This is a genomic window from Novosphingobium naphthalenivorans NBRC 102051 (assembly GCF_001590985.1).
In the GTDB taxonomy this organism is placed as follows: domain Bacteria; phylum Pseudomonadota; class Alphaproteobacteria; order Sphingomonadales; family Sphingomonadaceae; genus Novosphingobium; species Novosphingobium naphthalenivorans.
The window spans coordinates 25,471-49,533 of record NZ_BCTX01000006.1 but is presented as its reverse complement, the minus strand read 5'-3'; the positions used below and the strand labels follow the sequence as shown (position 1 = coordinate 49,533).

General features: G+C 63.4%; 17 protein-coding genes. 7 read left to right on the top strand and 10 right to left on the bottom strand.

Annotated features, from left to right (window positions below):
• Positions 1 to 21: 21 nt before the first annotated feature.
• The 3 genes from NN5_RS03365 to NN5_RS26230 form a co-directional block, all read right to left on the bottom strand.
• On the bottom strand, positions 22 to 345 hold the full coding sequence (locus NN5_RS03365; protein WP_067732648.1) for a DUF736 domain-containing protein: 324 nt from the start codon (positions 343 to 345) through the stop codon (positions 22 to 24).
• Between the two features lie 598 nt (positions 346 to 943).
• Positions 944 to 1,384 (bottom strand): hypothetical protein, encoded by a 441-nt coding sequence (locus NN5_RS03355; RefSeq protein ID WP_067732647.1) that lies wholly within the window; start codon positions 1,382 to 1,384, stop codon positions 944 to 946.
• Positions 1,385 to 1,532: 148 nt separating this feature from the next.
• Complete coding sequence (locus NN5_RS26230; protein ID WP_169800938.1) at positions 1,533 to 1,700, bottom strand: hypothetical protein; 168 nt, start codon at positions 1,698 to 1,700, stop codon at positions 1,533 to 1,535.
• A 299-nt stretch (positions 1,701 to 1,999) separates the two neighbouring features.
• On the opposite strand from NN5_RS26230, the gene NN5_RS03350 reads away from it, so the two are divergent.
• Positions 2,000 to 2,230 (top strand): hypothetical protein, encoded by a 231-nt coding sequence (locus NN5_RS03350; protein WP_245656202.1) that lies wholly within the window; start codon positions 2,000 to 2,002, stop codon positions 2,228 to 2,230.
• Positions 2,231 to 2,303: 73 nt separating this feature from the next.
• Here NN5_RS03350 and NN5_RS03345 read toward each other — a convergent pair whose 3' ends face one another.
• From NN5_RS03345 to NN5_RS03330, 4 genes are all read right to left on the bottom strand, one after another.
• Positions 2,304 to 3,233 carry a DUF2493 domain-containing protein gene (locus NN5_RS03345; protein ID WP_067732645.1) on the bottom strand — a complete coding sequence of 310 codons (930 nt, stop codon included), beginning with the start codon at positions 3,231 to 3,233 and terminating at the stop codon, positions 2,304 to 2,306.
• 326 nt (positions 3,234 to 3,559) lie between these two features.
• Positions 3,560 to 4,612, bottom strand: coding sequence for a DUF7146 domain-containing protein (locus NN5_RS03340; RefSeq protein WP_067732644.1), 1,053 nt, complete (start codon positions 4,610 to 4,612; stop codon positions 3,560 to 3,562).
• A 58-nt stretch (positions 4,613 to 4,670) separates the two neighbouring features.
• Entirely contained in the window at positions 4,671 to 6,761 is a 2,091-nt protein-coding gene (locus tag NN5_RS03335; RefSeq protein ID WP_067732643.1) for a ParB/RepB/Spo0J family partition protein, read from the bottom strand.
• A 172-nt stretch (positions 6,762 to 6,933) separates the two neighbouring features.
• Positions 6,934 to 8,130, bottom strand: coding sequence for a hypothetical protein (locus NN5_RS03330; protein ID WP_067732642.1), 1,197 nt, complete (start codon positions 8,128 to 8,130; stop codon positions 6,934 to 6,936).
• Between the two features lie 152 nt (positions 8,131 to 8,282).
• On the opposite strand from NN5_RS03330, the gene NN5_RS03325 reads away from it, so the two are divergent.
• The 6 genes from NN5_RS03325 (at position 8,283) to NN5_RS03300 (ending at position 15,803) form a co-directional block, all read left to right on the top strand.
• Positions 8,283 to 8,555, top strand: coding sequence for a metal-sensing transcriptional repressor (locus tag NN5_RS03325; protein WP_217998574.1), 273 nt, complete (start codon positions 8,283 to 8,285; stop codon positions 8,553 to 8,555).
• Between the two features lie 8 nt (positions 8,556 to 8,563).
• Positions 8,564 to 9,913, top strand: coding sequence for a cation diffusion facilitator family transporter (locus NN5_RS03320; protein ID WP_067732641.1), 1,350 nt, complete (start codon positions 8,564 to 8,566; stop codon positions 9,911 to 9,913).
• Between the two features lie 88 nt (positions 9,914 to 10,001).
• Entirely contained in the window at positions 10,002 to 11,429 is a 1,428-nt protein-coding gene (locus NN5_RS03315; protein ID WP_217998572.1) for an IS1182 family transposase, read from the top strand.
• 172 nt (positions 11,430 to 11,601) lie between these two features.
• Positions 11,602 to 12,957 carry an AAA family ATPase gene (locus NN5_RS03310; RefSeq protein ID WP_245656198.1) on the top strand — a complete coding sequence of 452 codons (1,356 nt, stop codon included), beginning with the start codon at positions 11,602 to 11,604 and terminating at the stop codon, positions 12,955 to 12,957.
• Positions 12,950 to 15,457 carry a S8 family peptidase gene (locus NN5_RS03305; protein WP_067732639.1) on the top strand — a complete coding sequence of 836 codons (2,508 nt, stop codon included), beginning with the start codon at positions 12,950 to 12,952 and terminating at the stop codon, positions 15,455 to 15,457. The genes NN5_RS03310 and NN5_RS03305 overlap by 8 nt, the downstream gene beginning before the upstream one ends.
• A gap of 31 nt (positions 15,458 to 15,488) precedes the next feature.
• Positions 15,489 to 15,803: a hypothetical protein gene (locus NN5_RS03300; RefSeq protein WP_067732638.1), complete on the top strand. Its 315-nt coding sequence runs from the start codon at positions 15,489 to 15,491 to the stop codon at positions 15,801 to 15,803.
• A 241-nt stretch (positions 15,804 to 16,044) separates the two neighbouring features.
• On the opposite strand, the gene NN5_RS03295 is transcribed toward NN5_RS03300, so the two are convergent.
• The 3 genes from NN5_RS03295 to NN5_RS03285 are packed head-to-tail and all read right to left on the bottom strand — an operon-like array spanning position 16,045 to position 24,059.
• Entirely contained in the window at positions 16,045 to 18,108 is a 2,064-nt protein-coding gene (locus NN5_RS03295) for a UvrD-helicase domain-containing protein (RefSeq protein WP_067732637.1), read from the bottom strand.
• Between the two features lie 3 nt (positions 18,109 to 18,111).
• Complete coding sequence (locus tag NN5_RS03290) at positions 18,112 to 21,054, bottom strand: site-specific DNA-methyltransferase (protein ID WP_067732636.1); 2,943 nt, start codon at positions 21,052 to 21,054, stop codon at positions 18,112 to 18,114.
• The gene (locus NN5_RS03285) at positions 21,054 to 24,059 is read right to left on the bottom strand and encodes a BPTD_3080 family restriction endonuclease (RefSeq protein ID WP_067732635.1); all 3,006 of its coding nucleotides are present in this window, start codon (positions 24,057 to 24,059) and stop codon (positions 21,054 to 21,056) included. The genes NN5_RS03290 and NN5_RS03285 overlap by 1 nt, the downstream gene beginning before the upstream one ends.
• Positions 24,060 to 24,063: the final 4 nt, after the last annotated feature.

Genomic DNA, 24,063 nt, shown 5'->3' with positions numbered 1-24,063 from the left:
GACGGGGCATTGGAGGCGGGGTCAGTCGCTCCGGCGGCCGTTGGGGCGGGACCAGATCAGGCTGTAGCCCTCGCCCTCTTCGTCGTCGAAGAGGTTGGCGAAGATCGGGGCGGTGAAGCTCGGATCGTCGAGCTTGAGGCCCAGATAGTCGCGGCCCTCGTTGGAGCGCTTGGACCAGGCGGCGCCGATCTCGACCCGGCCGACATAGACGCGATGGCTGGGGCTGTTGTCGCCGGAGCGGGTGGTTTCGGGGACGATCCGGACGTTCTTGGCCTGGACCGAGAGGGTGACGATTTCGCCGGTGAATTCGTTGCCGGACTTCTTGAAGGTGCCGATGGTCGCCATGGTAGTTCTCCTTGATCTCTGTTTCCGAGCCCGCACCATTGCGGCCTCGATGGTGATCGAAGGGCCGGAGGCGATCGACGGCGCACCCCGAAGGGGCTCGACAGCAAAGGAGGGGCTTTCTTGTCTCGCGAGGAATGACGGCGCAGCCGGCAGGGGAAGAAAGTTTTGACGCCGCTGTTGCGCCATAGGCGGTCGAGGCTTTAGCCGGCCTTCGGCCAGATCAATCCATCGAAGAGGCCGTTCGGTGCGCTCGGCCTGACAGAGCTGACATCAAGGAGAACGTGGCGACTTTCGAGCCGCCGTGGAGACCGGCCAGTATATTCGACGGCGATGCGGGACCTGTCCTGGCCACCAACGGATCTCCTGCTTCGGAGACCATGCTCCGGCTGCACGCCTCCTTCACGCTCTTTGTTGGCCGTATCGGTGAAACCTCGCCACCTCGGCCGTGTGCCTCAACGACCCGCCGCGACGCCTGGGGCTCTGCGATGATCGGGGGAGCATCGACGCGAGACCGCCCTCACGCCGTGTTCGACGACGAGGACGGCGGGCATACGGAACGCTTGATCCAGCCCCGCTCCGCGCCGTCGACGTGACGGTGTCAGCCCCGCGCCAAGCCCTGTCCGGCTGGTCCGGGCGCGGCCATTCCGATGAAGCGGACGAACGCCGTGACGCTGACAGCGACCGCGCCGATGACGGCGAAGATCGTCTGCCAAGTGGGTGAAGGCATCGCCATCTGGGCGATTCCATGCGTGGCGCTGTAGCCAGCGACGGTGGCGGGCGCGACATAGAGAAGGATGATCAGGAGCCGAGCCCACGCCCATGGCACAACGGCGAGCGCAAGTTGGCCAAGGCCAAAGGTGACGCCGCCGGCTACAAGACCAACGGCAATGCCGCCGAGCACGCCGGCCCCCGTGTGAAAGGCCCAGATGCCGATCGTCAGACCGGCGAAAAACGGCAGCGCAAAGACAGCGAGGGTGAACAGCAGCCAGCAGATAAAGCCGACGCCGACGATGACGAGGAGTGGTCCGAAGATGATCATGGCGGTGTACTCCGTGAGATAAAGGTCTGACGGTCGCGCCTTCCACCACCACCACGGCGCGACCGTGAGTATAGCCGCAAACAGGCGCCAGCGGGAGCGGAAATCCCGCTGGCCCTGTGCGGTCCAGCTTGCGTGGGGATGCGCCCCTTCATCGCTGGAAGGGGTCGAATTCGTGGATGACGGCGGCGGGATCGCCGTCATATTCGGCGGCCAGCATGACGCCGAAGTTGCCAGCGTCAGCATGAAAGACGACGACGCAGACCATGAGAGTGATGGCGAGGTTCCAGCCGTTAGCGAATGCGAGGGCTTGAGACATTGATCCGGCTCCTGTGCTGAGGCGGGGACCATCCCCGCGCGACAGGCGCCCGATGTGTTCGGCCGAGGGCCGCAATCACCGCGAAGGCGAAGACGCAGCGGCGGCACGCTTCGCGTAAGCCGACCCTTTACGGGTTGATGGCGTCAGGCCCTCGGCCGGACCAAGGATCAGCGCTGACAGACGCGGGGTGGCGCCCGCCGGCAGGAGCCGCCACTCAAAGGCCGTCACGGGCGATGCATGGAACCTCGTTGTCCTCACGGTGCGCTGGCCGATCGGCTAAGGTGTGCTTACGAGTCGACATGATGGTTGAGGCATGCGGCATGGCGGAATTCGCGGGACGCGACCTGCACCTGGTGAAGAAGGCACTCGCCATTGCGGTACTGGCGATCGAGCGGCAGCCGGGGCCGTTTCAATCGGCGTCCGATCAGAGCGATATGAAGGCGCTGCTCGACGGCCTGATCGAGAATGATACGGAGTTGGCGCACTATGCTCGCGCGGCCCGGATCGCGGTGACGGGTGAACCGGACTGAAAGGCGATCTTGCGGAAAGCCGGTGATCCGCCTTTGCGGTTCGACGTCAATACGTATTGAGAAAAGGCGGCGCTCACGCGCCGCCGAACTTCCAGACCGGGATGCCGAGCTTCTTCGCCTTGTCGGCGAGGTTGTCCTGGATGCCGGTGCCAGGGAAGTGCAGGACGCCGATCGGCAGGGTCTCCAGCAATGTGTCGTTGCGCTTGAACGGTGCAGCTTTGGCGTGCTTCGTCCAATCGGGTTTGAAGGCGATCTGCGGCACCTTGCGAATGTCGGCCCATTTGGCGGCGATTAACTCCGCGCCCTTCGGCGATCCGCCGTGCAGCAGCACCATGTCCGGATGCTTGGCGTGGACCTGGTCGAGCTTGGCCCAGACTAGGCGGTGATCGTTGAAGTCGAGCCCGCCGGTGAGCGCCACCTTCGGTCCCGCTGGCAGGAGCACCTGGTTGTCGGCGCGCTTCTTCGCAGCCAGGAAGTCGCGGCTGTCGATCATCGCCGAGGTCAGGTTGCGATGGTTGACCTTTGACCCGTTGCGCGGCCGCCAGGCTGAATGGGTGTGGTGCTCGAACTGGTCGGCGGCCTGGTCGCGCATCAGCTCGAAGGCGTTGCGGCGTTCGATGAGCGTCTGGCCCTCCGCCGTCAGTCGTTCCAGCTCGACGGATTTGACCTCGCTGCCGTCCTGTTCCCGTTGCGAACGCTGCTGTGCCAGTTCGTTGTCGTCGAGTTCGCGCTCGATCCGGTCGATGGCGCGGTGGAAGACGTTCACCGTCGACCAGAGCAGGTTCTCGAGGTCGGGTTCGAGGCGGGTGTCGGCCAGCGCCACCACGAGGGCGTCGAAGATGTCGGAGATGCTGCCGGCGAGGGTGTGCGCTTCCGGAAGCGGCCTGGGATCGGGCTCGTCCTGGAAGGGACGGTAGCCATAGAGCTGGAGTTCGTGGAGGACCTGGTCGGTTGGGGATGAGGTGTGGTGCGGCTCGAAATCGTCGTCGTGGTCGGTGGTCATCGCGCTTTCCTTGTCGGATCGGCCGCGCCCATCGCGGCCTTCATGGCGACGAAGGCGGCGGGCGGAACGGACTTGCACCCGCAGCGCAGCGGAGGGCCGAAGCCTCGGCGGAGGACCGAAGGGGGCCGACTATTTTGTCTCGCGATGTAAAGGCGGCTCCGCCGCCGACGGAAAATAGTCGGCCCACAAGGTTGCCGGTCCGGGCCGCTTGCTGCCCGATCGCCCTCTCAGAAGGCCGTGGGCGTGGTCCTCTCCGACGCTGAGGGAAAGCATGACCGCCGCCCTACGGTGACGACGGTGCCGACCCGCCCTTCATCCCGTTCCGGCTATGCCGCCAGCTCCATGAAGCGAGCGACGTCCTGCGCCGCGATCTGGACCCGGCTCGCGGCCCGAAGCGCGTCGATCCCAAGCAGGCGGAGATCCTCGTTGAAGTCACCGAGCCGTGGCGAGATCACGATCGCTTCGATCCCGTCCTCCTGCGCCCGGTCGATCAACGTCGCCATCGCGCCGTCGCCAGCGGGATCGTCGTCACGGGCAATGTAGAGTCGCCGCAGCGTGTCCGGGAACAGGATGGCGGAGAGATGCGCCGCCGAGAGGGCTGCAACCATCGGCATGGTCGGCAAGACGCAGCGGAGCGACAGCATCGTCTCGATGCCCTCGCCGGCCGCCATGACCTCGCCCGCCACGCCAAAACGCACGGCGTGACCGAGAAGGTCGCCCATCGCCCGCCGCGGCGTGTCGATCGGCGCCTTGCCGAGCGTCGCCTCGGTGAAGCCACCCGGATTGAGCCAGGTGCGATGTGCTCCAGTCAGATGGCCGGCGAGGTCGGTGACGGATGCGATCATCGCCGGCCAGGTCTCGGTCGGGCTATCGTCGTCGGGCCGGTAGTAGCAGCGTGGGTGGAAGCGGAGCGCTCCGGTTCCGTGCAAAGCCGTAATGCCGCGACTCCGGAGATACGTTTCTACGAGAGTATGAGAAATCGGCTGCGACATAGAGAACAGTCGCCGAGACGCTTCCGGCGATCCGGTCGGGGCGCTGGGTGCGCGTGATCGGGGACGATCCGGCTCCGGTTCGGGATGCGGCAGACTGAGGAAGGAACGCGCCTCACTGGCGACGTCCTTGAAGTCGACCAGGCCGCAGCTCTCGCGGATCACATCGAGCAGGTCGCCATGCTCGCTGGTGGCGGCGTCGATCCATTTGCCGGCGGGCCCCTTCACCGACTCTTTGAGACGGACGAACATCGAGCGGCCAGGCGTGTTGCGGACATCGCCCACAAGCCAATAGCCACCCTCCCGTCGGCCGGAGGAGAGGTAATGGCGGCACACGGCCTCGGCTTGCTGCCCAAGGCGTTGTGCAAGATCACGCACAGTATCGGCCATGATGGTCCTCGAAAAGAAAAGGCCCGCCGTCTCCGGCGGGCCTCGTTGCGCAGGGCAGCTATTCGGCTGCGATCATCGGCTCGCCGGTGTCCTCATTCTGAGCGGCCGGCTCGTCTTCGTCTTCCGGCAGTTTTTCGCTGGACTGCTCTGGAGTTTCCTCGTTCGCAGATTCCGATGTCTGCTCGTCGCCAGAGGCGCGGCCCGGCGTGCGAAGCGGCTCGGGGAGCCAGCCGGTGTCGGCCAGCAGCGTTTCCGCCTCGGCGGCCATGTCGCCCTTCTTCAGATGCTCGATCCGGTCGGCGGCGCGCTGGTCTTTCGCCTGAGCCACCGCTTGCAGGATGCGGGCCTTCGTCACTCGGCCGAGGAAGTTATCCACGGTCGGCTTCCACCCGGCGGCGGCCATGTCGAGGTCGACCGCCTGCGCGAGGCGATCGGCGTGGGCGAACGCCCGGGGGCGCCGATTCCAGGGTTCGCACACGGCGTTCACCGAGAGGCTGACGATGTGAGCGAACAGGCCGGCCTGGCTGTCGCCGTCCCACTCCTGCAGCGCGTCCCAGAGGTCGGCCGACTCCTTGGGAAGCGCCTTCGCCCAGCTCTCGTGCCGAGCCCGGATCGCCTCGGCCGACGCGCTGTCGTTCAGCCCCGGCGCCTGCGTGCCGAAGTTGACGCTCTTCAAATCGAGTTCGAGGCAGCTATCCGAGCCGTAGTGGTAGAACGTCTTCAGCGTGAGGACGTGCAGAGCGGCGAGGAAGGCAACGTCGGGCCGTTCGCCGAGCGCGTGCCGAAGGGCCAGCGTGCGATGAGAGGTCAGCTCGGTCATCAGCCGGTCGGAGATGGGCGACAGACCCTCGTCCTCCTCCGGTTCAGCTACGGCCTCGGTCGTCACGGTGGCCTCGGCGCCAACGGAGCTGGCGGCGATAGCTCGTTCGTCCTCGTCATCCGCGGACACGTCGGACTCGGGCTCGGCCGCCAACTCATCCTCCGGCCGGATGTAGCCGCGCTCGACGCGAAGCTGGCCCTCGACGCTGATGCTGACGAAGGCGCCGGCGCGGGCGACCTCGGCGGTGTCGAACACCACGGGCCGGGTCTCGAAGCCCTCCAGCGCCGTTTCCAGCTCCGACAGGCGTTCATCCACCTCGTCCGGCAGTTCGTCGGCGTCCTGGTATTCCTCGGACAGCCGGTCGAACTCTGCCTGGAGCGCGTCCCGGGTCGCCTGTTCCTCGGCGGTCAGCGCGATGGTCTCGCCCCGAAGCTGGCGGAGACCAAAGGCATGGCCGTAGGCGAAATCGGGCGCAACCTCGATCCACTTCCAGCCCTCGGCGGCCACCGCTTCCGATTCCGCCTTGAGCTTGTCGGCCACCATCTGGTCGACCAGCGGGACATCCTGCAGCCAGCCGCCGTCGTCGCCCTGGAACAGGTCGCGCAGCACCGTGCCGCCCGCCGCCACATAAGCGTCGAGGCCGACGAACTGCGCCCGCTTGTCGGAGGCGCGGACCGCACCCTCGGTCAGCATGCGCCGGATTGTGTAGGGCTGCTTGTCGTACGAGGCCTTCAGCCGCTCGAACACCTGTTCCTGGCGCTCATGGTCACCGGAGACGGTGAAGGCCATGAGCTGGTCGAGCGTCATGCCGTCCTCGGCATAGACGTCGAGCAGCGCCGGCGAGACTGACGCGAGCTTCAGGCGCTGCTTCACCACATTGACCGAGACGAAGAACGCGGCGGCGATCTCCTCCTCGGACTGGCCCTTCTCGCGTAGCGCCAGGAAGGCGCGGAACTGATCGAGCGGGTGCAGCGGCGCGCGCTGGACGTTCTCGGCGAGCGAGTCCTCCTCGGCGATGCCGCTGTCGCGGACGATGCAGGGCACCGGGGCGGTTTTGGCCAGGCGCTTCTGCTTGACGAGCAGCTCCAGCGCCCGGTAGCGCCGGCCACCGGCCGGGATCTCGAACATGCCGGTCTCGACGCCGTCCTGATCGACGACCGCCCGCACACTCAGGCCCTGCAGCAGGCCGCGGCGGGCGATGTCGTCGGCCAGCTCCTCGACCGAGACGCCGGCCTTCACGCGCCGGACGTTCGACTGGGAGAGCAAGAGCTTGTTGAAAGGGATGTCGCGCGAGGGCGAGAGGGTGATCTTCTGAACAGTGGTAGCCATCGGGATGTACTCCGCGACGAGCGCCGAAAGCCTCTCTCTCGGCATCAACTCGTCACGAAGCGCAGCGCCGCCCTCTTCCTCTGAAGGGCAGCGCCACGAAACCGACGATCAGGAAAGACGGAAAAGCACGAAGCCGGAGATACGCTTTTCCGCATCTCCGGCTTTCCGGGAGTCAGGCTGCCCGGTCGAGCAGCTTCTTCGCGCGCGCCTCCAGGTCGAGCCGGGCGTCCTGGTGGGTCTTGTCGCGGGCGACGGCGGTGATGCCCTGCACGAAGTCGAAGACGCTCTCAGGTTTGCGCCCTTCCTCGGCCAAGACGGTCTCGATGATCTTCGCCGTCTCGGTCTTCGAGAAGCCGCGCTTGCGCAGAAACTCGCTGCGGTCATCGTCGGTGCGGGCCACGGTCTTCTCTCGGGCCGCCTTGATGCCGTTGACGAAGGGCATCGGCGAGGAATTGGCGAAGCGGGTCAACGCCGGCGCAGCCTCATGCGCGAAGCGCGAGGCGGCGTGTTTCGAGTGGCGGATGGTGATCTCCTCGAAATCCTCGACGCCCCAGAGATTGCGGTTCTGGCAGACGGCGCGGAGATAGAAGCTCGCCATGCCGAGCGTCTTGGCGCCGACCTCGGAGTTCCAGCAGTAGAAGCCGCGGAAGTAGAGATCCGGCGATCCATCGGGCAGCCGACCGGCCTCGATCGGATTGAGGTCGTCGACCAGGAAGAGGAAGACGTCCCGATCGGAGGCGTAGAGCGTCGTCGTGTCCTGTGTGATGTCGACGCGCGGGTTGTAGATGCCCGTCGACCAGTCGAGCACGCCGGGCACCTTCCAGCGGGTATCGCCCGTGCCGTTGCCGGCGATCCGCTGCACGGCCGCGACCAGTTCGTGGTCGAAGATGCGGCCATAGTCAGGGCCGGTGACGGCGCGCAGCTCGACGCGACCATCTTCGATCTCGAGCGTCTTCACCTGCTCGGCGCGATGGGACGTCAAGCCGTATTGCAGATTGATACCGGCTAGCGGTGCCGGAAGCTGCCGCAGATAGGCCGCTGGCGCTCCGATCAGGCCGGCAAGCTGACCGAAGCTCCAATGGGTTGGCGCGATCGGCACGTCGGAGCCGGGCAGCATCAGCGCCAGGCGTTCGGCATCGTCGCGGCTCGCCTCGACCCGGATCGCCGCGCTCTCGACGGTTCGGGTGCGGCTCCGCTCGGTCCGGCCACGGACGGCGGCGTAGAGGTCCGACAGGGACAGGTAACGCTCGTCCGCCGGCCGCGAGAACCATTCCGACGATACGCGACCGATCCGCTCGCCGCGGTTCACATCCACCTTGTAGCCGCCAGCGCGGTCGCGAGCGGCGTCCAGAATCTCCACATGGGTCATGGCTAGTCTCCATGACGGGCGCCGGAGGCCTCTCCTCCAACCCTCAACCCGTCACGGCGAAGCCGGTCCGTCCTCTCACTCTAAAAGGGGCGTTGCGGGGCAGGCTGTGCTAAAACTCCAGCTTTGACTCCCTACCCCCTAGGGGGTAGGGTATGGCCATGCAGCACGCCTCCCATCCCGACCTCATCAAGCGGCTAAAGCAGGCCCAGGGCCAGCTTGGTTCGCTTCTGTCCATGTTCGCCGAAGGCCGGTCATGCCTCGAGTTGGCGCAACAGCTTCAGGCAGTGGAGAGCGTCATCCACAATGCCAAGCGCACGCTGATCCAGGACCACATGGAGCACTGTATCGGTGACGCGGTGGGCGAAGGCGGCGGGAGCGCTGAGCAGGCGCTCCGTGAGTTCAAATCCTTGTCCAAATACCTCTGAGGTCGGCCATGTACGCGACGATTAAGGATTGGCTCGGCTTTGGCGCCCAGGATCGGAGCTCCGGTCATTCACACGGCGAAGGCGGGCATTCGCATGGTGGCACTGGCGGCCACGGCCACACGCATGGTGTGATCGATCCGAGCCTGTCCTCGTCAGAAAGGGGCATCTGGGCCATCAAGTGGTCCTTCATCATTCTCGGCATCACGGCGGTGCTGCAGTTGGTGGTGGTGGTCACGTCCGGCAGCGTGGCGCTGCTGGCGGATACGATCCACAATATTGGCGACGCCACGACCGCCATCCCGCTCTGGATCGCGTTCGTGCTGGTGCGGCGGAAGCCGTCCGCCACCTTCAACTACGGTCTCGGCCGGGTCGAGGATCTAGCCGGGATGCTGGTCGTTCTCATCATCCTGTTCAGTGCCATCGTTGCCGGCTACGAGGCGATCAGCCGCCTGATCCATCCCCAGCCGATCACCCAGCTTGTTGCCGTCGCCATCGCGGGCTTCATTGGCTTCATCGGCAACGAAGTCGTCGCCGTGTTCCGTATCCGCGTCGGCCGCGCCATGAACAGTGCTGCGCTGATCGCAGATGGCTACCACGCTCGCACGGACGGGCTGACGAGCCTGGCTGTGGTGCTCGGCGCTGCCGGCGTGTGGGCGGGCTTCCCCTTGGCCGATCCGATCATCGGCCTACTCATCACCATCGCCATTTTCGGCATTGTCTGGCAATCGGCGAAGGCGGTCATCACGCGGAGCCTCGATGGCGTCAGCCCTGGCGTGGTGGAGGAGATCCGCCATGCGGCGGAGCATGTGCCCGGCATCGGCCGGCTGGTCGAAGTGAAGGCTCGATGGCTCGGCCACAAGCTCAATGCCGACCTGACGATTGCCGTTGATGATACGCTGACTGTCGCGGAAGCGAACCGGATTACGGTAGCTCTGCAAGATGAACTGCGGGAACATCTGCCACCGCTCGGCCTAGCGACCGTCCAGTTCGATACGTCCGGCGTCGTTGTGGCAGAAGGCGGGGCGCACAGTCATCATCATGCGCCCGAGCCGTTCAGGGTCGACTCGCCGCTGGCACAGGGCCTTCTCGCGATCGTCGATACGCCGACCGGCGAGCGTATGAGGCTGACGGTGTCAGCTCACGCTGAAGCGCTGACGGCTGTCGTCTGCATCAGTCGGGACGGGCGGGCCGTCGAGCGCCTGCCGTTGTTGCCGACTGCTGGCGATCACCATGTTTTTCAGAGCGAGAACGCGCCCGAGGAACCGCACGAATTCGATGCCGATCTTCAACTGTCGGATGGCGTGCGGCAGGAACGCCTTTCTTTCCGAATGGAAGAGCCCGAGGGGCACCATCACTAATCGATCTTGTGGCCCTACGGCGATGAAAGAACTGTGTAAATCAGTCGAGGTCTTGTAGAATCGGCGTCTCAATCGCAGCAAAGACGAGGTGATCGTGACCTTTATTGAGGGGACAGGTCGCGACCAGGTAAGTCTGCTCCCGCCTTGCATAGATGACTATGTCGGGTCCGACGCACTCGTGCGTGTTGTCGATGCCTTTGTCGCGGGTCTTGACCTGACGCAGTTAGGCTTCGGTCGCACCGTTGCCGCCGCTACCGGCCGCCCAGGCTACCACCCAGGCGATATGCTTCGCCTCTATATCTGGGGCTATCTCAACCAGATCCGCTCGTCCCGCTTCTTGGAGCGGGCATGTGTCCGCGATCTTGAAGCCATGTGGCTGTTGCGTCAGGTCGCGCCCGACTATCGAACCATCGCTGCGTTCCGGCACGACAATCCCGAAGCCATCATAGCTGCGAGCGCCGCGTTCATTCGCTTCTGTCGCGAGGCGGGATTGATCAGCGGTCGCCTGGTTGCCGTGGATGGAACGAAGATGCGCGCCGTCGCCAGCCCCAAGAACATCGCCGGTGCCGACCGGCTCGCCCGTGATCTGGCCCACACGGAGAAAGAGATCACCTACTACCTCGATCGGCTCGACATCATGGATGAAGCGGTCGGGCAAGGCTTCGACGATCAGCCGAAACATCGACAGGCTTTTACCGACGCTATTGCCTCACTGAATCGCAGAAAGGATCGTCTCGCTAGACGAAAGCAATATCTAACGGATCAAGACGAAAGAGTGATGGTCTTCGGGGAGCCCGATGCCAAGCCCATGGGCTACGGGCACTCTCCCAAGATGCCCTGCTACAACATGCAAAGCGTCGTTGACGTCGATAGCGGCCTGATCATCCACCACGACGTGGCCCGCGAGGCAAACGACAGCCAGCTTCTCCACCCGATGTCGATTGCAACAATGGAAGTCCTGGAAACCGACGCGCTCAAGGTTTTGGCCGACGGCGGATATTCCAACGCCCAAGCGATCGCGAAGTGCGAGCACGACAACGTCGAGGTCGCGGCGCCAATTAAACGAGGCGCCATGAGTGCCGACTTCTTTAGGCCAGTGCAGTTCAGCTACGACGAGCCTTCGGACACGATCAGATGTCCAGCCGGCGAGATCATGAAGCCGTCTGGGAAGCACACGCGCAATCGCGCGATCCGGTACCGCACGTCGGCCTGTGGCGAGTGTCGCCTAAAAAGCCGATGCACGCCTGGGGCGCAGCGAACAATCCATCGGCTTGTCGATCAGAGCGCTCTCGATCGTATGGAGGCTCGGATTTACGCCGACCCAAGTCTGATGGTCACGCGGCGATGTACCGTCGAGCATCCGTTCGGCACAATAAAGCGAATGTCCGGAGGTGGACGTTTCCTCACACGAGGGCTCAGAGCAGTGAAAGCAGAAGCCGCACTCTCGGTCTTAGCCTTCAACATTCTTCACGCGGTGAACCCCTTCGGTGCGGAGCGTCTGACGCCCGCAGGGTGAGTTGAGCCGGAATCTCGCGCCATCCGTAGAACCATCGTGCCGCTGAGTTTTGGCACAGCCTGGGGGATCTCCCCGCAGAAGGGGGTGCGTCGGCGACCAAGGCGCCGGCCAGGGGGAAGGCATTCCCCTCAAAAGCGTGGAGCCGGAGATTTGTAGGTCGGGATTTCAGAATGTGAGCGCCGCCTGGGGCTGCGATTTTACCGCAACGCTGCCCATGCACCATATGCGCCATGACGCGCAACGATATGACCTTGCATCGCACCGCTATCTGATATATATGCATCCATATGGCGCTTTGGTGCAACGAGCGCAAAGGACGAGCATGGATCATTTCACAATAGTGCAAGCGCTTTGCCGCGCGGCGATAGCCGACGCGTCGCCGGCCTTGCGCAAGCAAATCGAGCGTTTGCGCGACGCTTTGACCAAGGACGGGGAGTCAAAGCAGGCGGCCGCGCTTACGAGCATCCTGACAACGGCGGATCGGACAAAGGAGCTTTCGCCGAGCCGCATTGAGCGTTCGAAGGCTCAGATTCCGGGCGAGGTTTTGACCCGCAACACGCCCGTTCCTGTCGATAGAGAGACGGCTGCGCCGCTCGCAGACGTGATTTTCCCGACTGACATTCAACCGGCTGCGCCGCTGTTCAACGCGACGGTCAGCCAAGCCATCGGGACCATTATTGAGGAATGGGCCAATTTCGACGCCCTGTCCGAGATCGATATTCGACCATCGAAGACCTGCCTCATCTACGGAGCGCCGGGTACCGGCAAGACGCGGTTGGCGTTGTGGATGGCTCAGCAGCTCGATTTGCCGGTCGTGCTGGTGAAACTGGACGGCCTAGTGTCATCCTTCCTGGGCACCACAGCGCGTAATATCGGAAATCTGTTCACATTCGCGAACCGCCATCGTTGCATTCTCTTGTTGGACGAATTCGACGCAATCGCCAAAGTCCGCGATGATCCGCAAGAAGTGGGAGAGATAAAGCGCGTCGTGAATGCGCTCCTGCAGAACCTAGATGCACGCCGGGATGTTGGCTTCACGATCGGGATCACCAATCATCCCAAGCTGCTAGACACGGCCGTCTGGCGGCGTTTTGAGGTTCAGCTCGAAATTCCCAAGCCGGACTTCGAGATGCGAAAGGCGATCGCCGCGCATTTCATGCCGCCGGTGAAGGCTCCGGAAAGTCATTTGAGGTTGATTTCGTGGTTCACCGAGGGATCGACGGGGGCGGAGATCGAGTCTCTGGTGCGCACGTATAAGAAGGCCACTACCGTTCGAGAGGAGGACAGGCGGGGATTACTCGATACCTTGCGCCAGTTTGCGACCTTGAATGCGGCCCGTGTTCAAAGTGAGCGCCGCGCGCTGTTGTTTGACGATTCGAGCAACTTGTTTCGGGCCATGCGGGACGATCCGATCCTTGGCTTCTCCATGGCCGACATTGGCGAGATCGCCGGCAAAGACAAGTCGACAGTGAGCCGTCAGCTCGGCCGAGCAACCAAGTCCGGTGAAGGCGAGGTGGCGAATGGCTAGCCCGATTCAGATCGTCCTCAATCCAGAGAATTACGAAGAGGGCCGCGAGGCTGGTGGCGGTGGTGGGCGAAAAGACTTCTTTGCTCACCGCGATGCTGAGTTTGTGGCCCATAAGAACGCACTGTTGGGCCAACTCGACACGATCTCCGGCGTGCTCAGCGCACAGTCGCAGGGAGACGTCGGCTATGTGAAGGTCATTTTACGCCGCGAAGCATGGGCTAAAAGTCACCGGCCTGTCGCAAGCCTCTTTCGCGACAATCGGACACCAGTCGTCGGCGGCGGCGACCTCGGCGTCATGATCGTCGAAGCCAGACCCGGCACCCTCCGGCAAGTGGCGGCCGAGATGGCACTGGCTGAAACCCACACCGAGATGCGGTTCAACGAACAGAAGCAAAAAGATGAGCCATATCCGTCCGCGCGGAAGAGCGAGACGGGTGCGATCGACCGCATTGAGCTTTATGGGCCGGCTGACCGCCGTAGCTTTTCAGCCGAGGAGGCCGTCGCGTGGCTTTCAAACCCGATGACCGGAAGCGGCTATCAGGTTGAGTTGTTCGAGAGCCCACCGCCACGGTCCGACTGGGATCGCCTCGACGCTGGTCATCGTCGCCTCGTCGAGAGTTTCGTGGCGGGCTTCAATGCCTTGGAACGGGGCCTTTCCGTTGAGCGGTTGCCAAGTCATCGGAACAAGCAGCCGATCCTATCGGTCCGACTCGACCAATCAACCAATCAACCCGTCCTGCGATTGAATGAGGCACCGGTCGGCGAGCGTCACCGCGAACTGGCTTTGTTTAATCCCGACGTCAATCGCCACGCTCGGCTTCTCGCCTTTCTTGATAGCCATCCACTCGTTCGGCGGATCGACTTGCCTGGCATCGTTGTTCGGGCGGCCAGTCCGTCCGCGCCAACCACGCGCGTTCGGCCAACCGACGTGACCATTCCAGTCCGCGACAGCCGACGCACCCATCCTCGTCTGGGCGTCATCGATGGCGGAATCAGTAAGGCGTTGTCGGACTGGGTGATCGATCGCTGGGACATCCTGGCCGACGAAGACGTTGATCTCGCTCATGGCACGTTTATCGGTGGTTTGGCTGCGGTTGGCGGTGCGTTGAATGGCTCGGAAATCTGTCCGGAGCCCGACGGCGCAGAGTTGGTCGACCTTGCCGTTTTCCCGAACGAACGCAAGGCGGGGGCCTTCGCCTCCTACTATCCGGACGGTTTACCGCAGTTTTTCGACGAGATGGAGTCAGCCATCTCGGATGCCCGCGCCCGCCACGGAGTGCGGGTATTCAACATGAGCCTCAATATCCTTCAGCCTGCCGCACCGGACCGATACAGCCCCCACGCTGCGCGGCTGGATCAGATTGCGGAGGCCAACAACGCCGTGGTGTTCATTTCGGCCGGCAATATCCAGGCTCAGGATCTTCGCGCCGAGTGGCCCGCAGACCCCACGGCTGCGCTCGCTAGCCTGGTCAACGCCCGCAACGACGGTTTGCTGACTCCTGCCGAGAGCGCACGCAATGTCGCTGTGGCCGCTCTCAATCCGCCTGGGCATGATGGCTGCGTGCCCTTTGCACCGACTCGTTTCAGTCGGCGGGGGCCCGGCCTCCGTGCCGGTGTGAAGCCTGACCTCGCACATGTCGGGGGAGCAAGTTCCCAGCATTCAGTGCTCGGGCACGGGTTGTTCTCGATCCTGCCCGATGGAACAATCATCGATGGATGCGGCACGAGCTACGCTTCGCCACTTGCCGCAAAAACTGCTGCTGTGCTCGACCACGCGATCGAGGGAGAGGTCTCGCGCGAGACCCTGATCGGTTTGCTTGTGCATCACGCGGAGATGCCCGTGCCATTGCAGGCTACGGCGCTCGCACCCATTGCACGACACATGGTCGGCTTCGGCATGCCGCCATCCGCTGATCGGATTCTGGAGACCGGCGACCATGCGATCACGCTCGTCTTCGCATCCCGCATTCGACGCGACCAACAAATCAATTTCCGGTTTCTATGGCCCGCGTCGCTGGTCGGTCCAGGCGGGAAGTGCCGAGGGCGAGCGAAGATCACCCTCGTCTCCACGCCACCGCTTGATGCGCGATTCGGTTCGGAATTCGTCCGTGTAAACATCAACGCTACTTTGCAGCAGGAGCAAGCGGGCGGTGGATGGAAGGGGCGACTTGAGCCGCTCTATCTCCCCACGAAACGCGAAGCGCCAGCGGTGGAAGCGGAATTGATCGAACACGATCTGAAATGGAGTCCTGTCAAGGTTCTAGCCAAAACGTTCCCGCAAGGTGTCGGCCCATCTTCGAACTGGCGCTTGTTCGTCGACTACCTGACCCGAGCCGGCGAGGTTATGCCCGAGGAAGGTGTGCCTTTCACGGCTATCGTCACGATTAGCGATCCCGATGCCGTACAACCGGTGTTCAACGATATGCGTCAAAACCTGCAGGCCCTCGGTACGCAGATTGCCGATATTCGAACGGCCGCGCGGATTACGCCGCGTATTTAATCTTACAAGCGCACGTGTTGAGGAGGTAACTTTGGCGAAGTCAGTGTCTCTCAGAACAGGGCGGGCCTTTGCAACCGTTACAGCCGCCAAAGAATACTTCTCGAAGATACTAAATGGCCGTGAGCTGAAGCAGGAATTTGGCGGGGATGAGCTAGCCGACGTTCGGGCAGCTTATGAAGATTACTGCGCGAAGACCGGCTGGGATCTGCAGTCACCTCCCGCGTCCTTCTATCCCACTCACGATCGTGGCCCGGGCTACACCACTCGCTGCTTTGGCGTGACCTTTGAAGATGGGACGACCGGTAAGTTCTCAATAGACAAAGCGCTGCGGGCGATAGCGGCGTAATACCAGCGACCTAAATTGCTGACTTATCGGATTCCCGACTTGGGGTTTGTCTGATCCGTTTGCCTCGAGCAGATCTCCGGGAGCGGACGATGAGTCGGGCGGTTTCGATCACGCGGAGCGATTTGAGCACGGCGGAATTGCAGTAGGCGGCGCTGCACAGTCGGGACTATCGGCTGTCGTGCCGATTGCCGGCGGCGGGGGCCGGCGGGAGCAAGGTACGCCCAACTGTCACCCGAAGAGGCTAAGAGATGAAATCCGCCAGGTATTCGGAGGTCGGCGTGACGCCAGTCAGCAACAGATGCTCGCGCGCCCGCGTACAGGCGACATAAAGCAGGCGGCGTTCGGTTTCGTAGATGTCGTCGAGTTCCGCTTCGTCGGCGGCGTCGGCGACGCGCTCGTCGAGCGGCAGAACGCCTTCGTCGCAAGCCATCACCACGACTGCGCGGAATTCCAGCCCCTTAGCGAGGCTCATAGGCGCGGTTGTCATCCCGCCCTCGCCAGTGAGCCCGGCGATGGCGGCGCGGGCGCGCGTGACGAGATGCGGCGTTCGGACGAACAGGCCGATCTCGTGGGACGCGATCCCATCTGCAAGCCAAGTCTCGACGGTCTGGCGGACCGCGGCAGCTTCCGCGGCAACGTCGGCGAGGGATTGCACTTCGGGCGCCGGACCATCGAAGACCGAGATGATGCCGCGCCGCTCGTCCTCCAGCCCATCGGTGTCGCGCAACACGGTGGGCAGCAACCGGTCGGCGGCACGGCGGATCTGCTGCGAGGTGCGGTAGCAGACCTTGAGCGTGTGCGAGCGGCCCCGCACGTCGACGCCGAGGCTCGCCCAGGAAAAGGGATGCTGGAAAATGCGCTGGCCGACATCGCCCGACAAGAACAGACCATCCGGCTTTTTGGGCGCCAGGGCGGCGAAAAACCGAAGCTCGGCGGGCGCGAGGTCCTGGGCCTCATCGATGACGACGTGGTCGAAGGGCTTATTCTCACGCGTCGCCAGCGCGTCGGACAGGCCGGTGAAGACGTCCGCCCAAGTCGTGTAGCGCTCGGCTGTCAGTGCATCGCGCACGGCCTGGAAGACCGGCCACAGCCGAGCGCGCTGATTGGGACCGAGCCGGCTCTTACGCCCCATACGCTGGACGGTCGAATAGTCGTCGAACGAAGTCAGGCCCCAGGCGTCGATGACGTTGGTCCACTCCGACAGGAGGAAGCGTTCGGAGAAGCCTTTGAGGCCGGCGGAGGCGGTCGCGGCGCGAAGGCGCTCGCGCAACACGGCGTCACTGGCGATGCGGGGGCGCACGCCGTGTTCGAGCTGGAACATCTGCTCGACGATGCCCTGGAACGACGCCATGGTGATCCGGGGCACGACGCCGCCGGTCTCGGGCGCGAGAACCAGCACCTTCTTCGCCAGTTCCGCTGCCAGCGGCTCAGAGAAACTCGTTAGCAGGACCTTCGCGTTCGGATTCTCGCGGGCGAGCCGGACGGCGCGATGGATCGCCACGATGGTCTTGCCTGTGCCCGCGGAACCGGCTACGCGCGCCGGCCCGGAGAAGGAACGCTCGACCAGTGTCCGTTGGGACGGGTGGAGGAAGACGCCCCATTTCTCCCAGGGAAAGGCGAGCGCCTGCTCCAGCTCCTCTTGGTCGGCGATAATCCTGATGCGCCGCAATGCATCGGGATGTGTGAAGGGATCGACGACGGCCGGGACGGGAGCGGGTGCGATCAATCTGCCGGTGGCGGCATATTCGAGCAGCGCTTCGGAGGCCTCAGCCGGGAGGTGAGACGTCAGCGCGAAGAAGCCGTCTTCAGTGGCAGCCCGAACGTCGGCCAGCCAGTCGGCGGGCACGCCGATCGAGAGCAGAGCATCGTCGTCCAGGGAGGCGAACAGCGCCGGCTGGGCCGTCACCTTCTCCGCACCCTTAGCGGGCTCGGGGAAGACGAAATCGAGGGTGGCCGGCGGGGCAACTTCCTCCACACGCTCACGCACCTCGACGATCTGGACGGCGCCGGTGCGCGGATGCGCCTCGATACGGCGGCGTTCCGCCCAGGCATAGGCGTCATCGTGGTGGCCGACATAGGCGACCAGCAGGCTCTCGCTGGTCTTGTGGACGATCAGGCGGATGTCGCGATTGACGCGCGCCGACCAGAAATTGGGGTCCTTGCTCTTGTCGATCCGGTGCAACTGGAGACCATTGCCGGCCGGGTCCATCTGGAGATCGAAGACACTCGCCTTCACTGCCTTTTGGTCCAAGCCGGACAGACGGTTGAAGGAAGCCGTGAAGGTGTCTGCGATCAGGAAGTTCACGGACTACACCCCGAACACCTTCATCACTTCGTCTCCGAAGTGGTTGATGACCTTTACCGCGATGCGACCGCTTTCCGGCCGCTCGAACGGACGCGAGGTGTCCGAGTAGAGCGTGGCCCAAGCGTCCTCGTCGATCTCGGCCTGAAGGGCGGTCTTCAGACTCTTGTAGGGATCGTTGGCGCCGAGGAAGTAGGCGTGGCGGACGAAGAAGCTCTCCTCGTTGTAGTCGGTGTCGATGAACCAAGCGGCAATCCCCGCCGTGTCGTTCGACCGTATGTCGCCGGTGTTGGGATCGAACACGTCGACGCCGTTCACTTTCACGCGGATTTCCGGGCCGCCATCATCGAGAATTTCGACATCGGGCTCGCCAAACACAACGAACATGTTGCCGCGCCCGGTGTTCTTCAGTTCCTCCGACATGTGCATGTCGGGGTTGATCCGGGCCTTGAGGATCTTGAGGCTGCCGAGGTTTCCCAATTCCGAGGAATGGGCGTCAAAGTTGAAGGCGCAGGCGATCAGCACGTCGAAGCGGGCATCCACCGCTTCGCGGGCGGCGGCGACAAGGTCCTGCCGACCAACGGTGCCGTATTCCGGGCCGATCAGGATCGCAGCGCGCCGCTCGGGACCGTTCTCGCCCTCAATGAACGTGCCGCTCGCGCCGACGAAATTGCCCGGCCAGGGCGCCAGGCTCTCGAAGGTGATGCGGTCGCCCTTTGCCTGCTGTTTGACGCCCTCGGCCTTGAGATAGTCGATGACGATCGCCGTGAAGTCTTGCCCCGCAAGGTCCGCGTCCGCAGGCGAGCGTCGGCCCTCCACCGCCTCAATGTCGTCGATCAGTTCCTGCTCGCTCGCCGGCAGCACGCGATGCGGCGACAGGCTCTCGACCGTGAACGGTCCTGCGACCCGGACGCGTGCATTGTCGACGTAGGGCTTGTCGTAGAGATATTCGACGTCAGCTCGCGCAGCGATCGAGGCGTCGATCTCCTTCTGGCGGGCGATCCGCGCTTCCCACCATTTCGCGTGCGCTTCCTTCGCAGAGGCAGACGCGCCGGCGGGCAGGTCGCGCGGAATCTGCCATTCCTCATAGGATTTGCCGAAGGCGGTATTGAGCGCGGCGCGCAACTGCTCCAGTACCGCCTGCGACTTTTCCCAGATGTCGTCGATTAGGGAATTGTTGGCGATCGATTTCAAGGTAATGTGCGGCACGCGTTCGTAGACGAAGCCTTGGCGGAGGTCGTTGTGGATTGGCGCATCAACGGGCACGCGCTGGGCCAGTTCCGCTTCCTTGGCACGACCCTCACGGCTGTCAGCGAGCAGATACCAAGGATAGCGAGCCGCCATCAGGCGTGTGCGGGCCAGCGCCAACGCGACCCGGCTGGTGTCAATCGTAATCCAGCGCCGGCCCCATTGCTCGGCAACATACGCGGTCGTACCGGAACCACAGGTGGGATCGAGCACGAGGTCGCCGGGGTCGGTGGCCATCAGCAGGCAGCGAGCGATCATCTTGGCTCCTGACTGCACGACGTAAATTTTTTCGTCGGTGAAACTGCCGGTGCCTGTATCAGTCCAGACATTGCCAACTGCCGCAGCTCTATAGTCGTTAAGATATCGGATATAGGTAAGAGAGTTCTTGGCAGCGTTTAAGCGACGGGCCTTCTTGAGCCGTTCCATACCGATTTCGCCGGTCTTCCAGAATCCTCGTCCGGAACCATAAGTTTTGCCGTTCAACATCACGGGAAAACTGCCGGGCGGACGTTGAGACGTAAGATTATCGATGCGGAATATGCCTTCGTCGCCGTGGGCCTTCACGTAATCGGTGAGGGCCTCGTCAGAGAGACGCACAACCTCGAAACTTTCGTTGAAGACACAACGATAAACACCAGAGGCATCTTCCGCTAATGACTTGTTGCGTAGCGGCCGACGAAACTTAGTCAGCCGTTTGTCCTTAGCAAACCAGAGAATGAAATCTGCAACAGCCGGGATAAGTTCGGCTGTTTGGCTTGCGGTCTTGGTAACTGTAACGCAGGTAACGCAATTTTCCTCCCCAAACACCTCATCCAATACCGCCCGCACGCGATGAACATTCTCATCGCCGATCTGCACGAAGATCGAGCCACTTTCAGTCAGCAGATCGCGCATTGCTGTTAGCCGATCGCGCAAATAGGTCAGGTAGCTGTGGATGCCGTCCTTCCAAGTATCGCGGAAGGCCTTCACCTGCTCAGGCTCGCGGCTAATGTCAGCCTGCTTACCATCTTGAACTTTGGGGCTTTGAGTGGAAACCTGCCAGTTTGAGTTGAACCTAATGCCGTAGGGCGGGTCGAAAAAGATGCACTGCACCTTACCCTTCAGGCTCTCGCGTTCGGACAAGCTTGCCATCACCTGAAGGCTGTCGCCCAGGATCATGCGGTTCGACCAGTGCTGGTCGTGCTGGTAAAACTCAGCGCGCTGCTCGGGCGTGATGCCGTTGAAATCGGCGAACAGGTCGGGAATGGCGGCCTCGGCCTCGCGCTTCGCGGCCGTACGACGCTTCAGGTCGTCGATGATAGCCTTGGGGTGGATCTTCTCCTGGATGTAGAGCGGCGGCACATTAACGACGAGGTCGGTCCAGTCCTGCCGGTCTTTGCCGCGCCAGATGAGCTGCGCGTCGGAAAGCGTCAGCGTGCCGGTTTCCGCCAACTCCTTCATCTGCTCATCGGTGATGGTGATCTTGGCGCCGTTCCAGATTAGTTCGGGCCGGCGCGGCTCCTCGGGCGTGCGCGTTTCGCCCTCGGCTAGCGGGCGGGTGCGCGGATAGTGTTTGGGCGGCCGCGGCGCCGCGTCCTCTTCACGACGGAAGAAGCTTTCCATCTCCGCGGTCGGGATGTTCCGGCGGGTGGCCTCGTCGTGCTTGAGGGCATCGACCTGCTTGGAGGACTTGCCATTGGAGAATCGGGGAGAACGGGCCATCAGGCGGGAACTTTCTTGAGCAGTTGATCGACCAGTGCGGCGAAGTCCTCGTCCATCACGGCCCAGTCGCGAAATTCGGCGAATGCCCAGCGGCCAAAGCCGCCGAGCGCGTTGACACCAGGGACCCAGAGTTCGCGCGTCGTCTGGGCCTTGGCCTTGTCGGCCTCGTCCTTGATGCCCTTCACCTCAAGAACAAGGTTGAGCGGCTCGTCGGCGCCATCGTCGAGCCGGACCAGGAAGTCGGCCAGGTAGCGCCGAGTAATGCCGCTATCGAGATAGGGGACCTCGAACCCCAGCGCCTGGTTCTTGGCGTAGGCCAGCACGCGAGGATGGGTTTCCAGCGTCAGGGCGAGTTGTTCCTCCCAGCTAGAGTCAAGCACAACATGGCTGATGTGGCTCTTGGGCGGCTGCGCGCCGGTCCTCCAGCAGGGCTTCGAGGTGATGAAATTGACGTGTCGCGTCGAGCCCTTGGGATTGTAGGGATCGAGCACGGCTACGATGCGCCCTTCGCTGGCGCGGGTGCAGGCGATGTCGATCTTCTCGGCCGCGCGGGCGAGCTGGTCCTGATAGAGGATCGCGCCGACCGGAACGCCTTTCGTGACGAGATAACCTTCGTCGAGCCAGCGGCGCGCGAGACGCTGGATCTGCGGGAAGAGGTGCTGCTTCGGGAAACCGTCCTCGTCGCGAAAGCTCGTGTAGAGCAGATGCTTCGCGAGGTTGAAGCTGATCTCTGAGGGGCGCAGCCGCTCCAGCACCTGGGGCGTGATCGTCACGCCGGCGCCGACTATCCCCTCCATGACGACCGAGGTAGGGCCGATATCGGCCGGCGTAATCTCCAGACGGCTGTCTTCAGTGAATACGGCTTCGAGCTTCTCGGACGGCAGATCGCGGCGATAGCCGCTGACGCGCGGGAAAATGATCTCCAACGCTTCACGTTCCTTGATCGCGTGGACGCGCGTGACCGGCTTCGGCTTGGTCGGCTTGGCGACCTGCGGCGAGGAAGCGAAGTCGAACGGAATCCCCATGATGTCGGCATATTCGACGTCGAACAGGCCGGTTTCGGGGTTCAGGTCATAGGACTGGCGGCGCAGGCCGCGCCCGACCACCTGCTCGCACAGAAGTTGGGTGCCGAACGCGCGGACGCCGAGGATGTGCGTCACGGTGTTCGTGTCCCAGCCTTCGGTCAGCATGGAAACCGAGACGACGCAGCGTATCTGCTCGCCAAGGCGACCGGGGCGGCCAACGGTGTTCATCACCTCGCGCAGCAGCGCGCTCTCGCTGGCTTCGCCTTGCGCGGCGCCTGCGCCCTCGCGTGCCGCCAGCTCGCGCTTGAACTGCTCGATCTCGGGACCGGCGGCGTCGCGGAAACCCTTGTCGAGGGCGTCGCCGGCCTCAATCTGGCGGGAGTCGATCAGCAGCGTACGCGGACGAGGGAGGCGCGCGCCCTGTTCGTCATAGTTGCGGAACAGCTCCAGATGGCCGGCATGAAAGGCCACGCGTTCGCCTTCCTCGGCGTCGCCGCGCTCGAAGCCGGCGATCCATTCGAACACCAGCTTGGAGATCGCGGTGTTCTGGCACACAACGATGAAGACGGGCGGCACGCCGATCCCAGCGCGCTGCCAGCGCTCGTACTCGCCTTCATAGTGGCTGTAGAGGGCGTTCAACGCGGTCTTCAGCGTGTTGGGCAGGTCGAAGGGGCTGAGCTTGGCGGCGCCCGCGGCCGTCTTCGGCAGATCCTTGCCGATGTGCTTCCAAAGGTCGCGATAGACGACAGTGTCGGTCTGCACGAGGTTGTCGCTCACCGGCACGCGCGGCAGCTTCACGATGCCGCTCTCGATCGCGTCCATCAGGCTGAAATCGGACACGACCCAGGGGAAGAGCGTGCCTTCCTCGTAGCCGGAGCCGCGCAGAAAGAAAGGCGTGGCTGAGAGGTCATAAGCCGCGCGCACACCCTTCGACAGCTTGCGATCCAGCGCCTCGATGCCGTTGATCCAGAGCCGCGCGGCCTCCTCGTTCTCGGCCGCTTCCTTCTTGTCGTCGCCGGTCAGCGCGCCCTCGGCGTCAGCGCCGCCCTTGTGCCGATAGCAGTGGTGCGCTTCGTCGTTGAGGACGTTGACACGGTCGTAGCGGAGCAGCTTGCCGCACGCCCGCTCCAGCATCTCAGCGTCGGTTTCCGTCGTCTTGAGCGGCTCGGGGTCGTTGCCTTGGAGGAAGCTGCGCGCGACCTTGGGCAAGGCCAGCGTCTCGCGGTGCTGAAAGGCGTGGTAGTTGGTGATCACGATCTCCGCGCGCCGAATGTCGGGTAACATCTCCGGCGGCACGATCTCGCGCGTCTCATAATAGTTGTCCGGCTCGCTTGGCTGGAGCACACGGAGTCGATCCTTGATCGTGATGCCGGGTGCGACGATCAGGAAGGCGCGGGAGAAGTCCTTCGATTCCTTGCGAGCGGCGTTCACCGCCTGCCAGGCGATCAGCATGGCCATGACGGTCGTCTTGCCACTGCCCGTGGCCATCTTCATGGCTAGGCGGAAGAGTTCCGGATTGGCCTCCTCGTTGGCATTGGCGATCTGATCCAGGAGGCCCTTCGAGGCCGCGCGCCTGGGTGCGACCTCAGTCAGCCAGATGATCGTTTCGACGGCTTCGAGCTGGCAGAAGAAGGGGCGCGGGCCGGCCCACCATTCTTGAGGCCGGCGCCAATGCTCCAGGAGCCGCTGGGAGACTGCGGTCACGCCCCAGTCGGCGGGATTGCGCAGGCTCCGCCACAGATCGACGTACCCGCGTATCTCGTTGATGAGCGCGTTTTCAGTGTAGGTCTCCAGGTCGAGGGAGGCCTGCAAGGTTGACGCTTTCTTCCGCGAGGCCGGAACGGGAACAATGAAGCGCGATGGGCGGCGCCCCTGCCTCGGCTCCCCTTCGAGGGGTTGACCGTTTTGATCGAGCGGATGATGCAATTCCGGCGCGCGATAGGGCGAGTTCAGAATCGGCCGCTCATAGAAACTGTTCAACGTC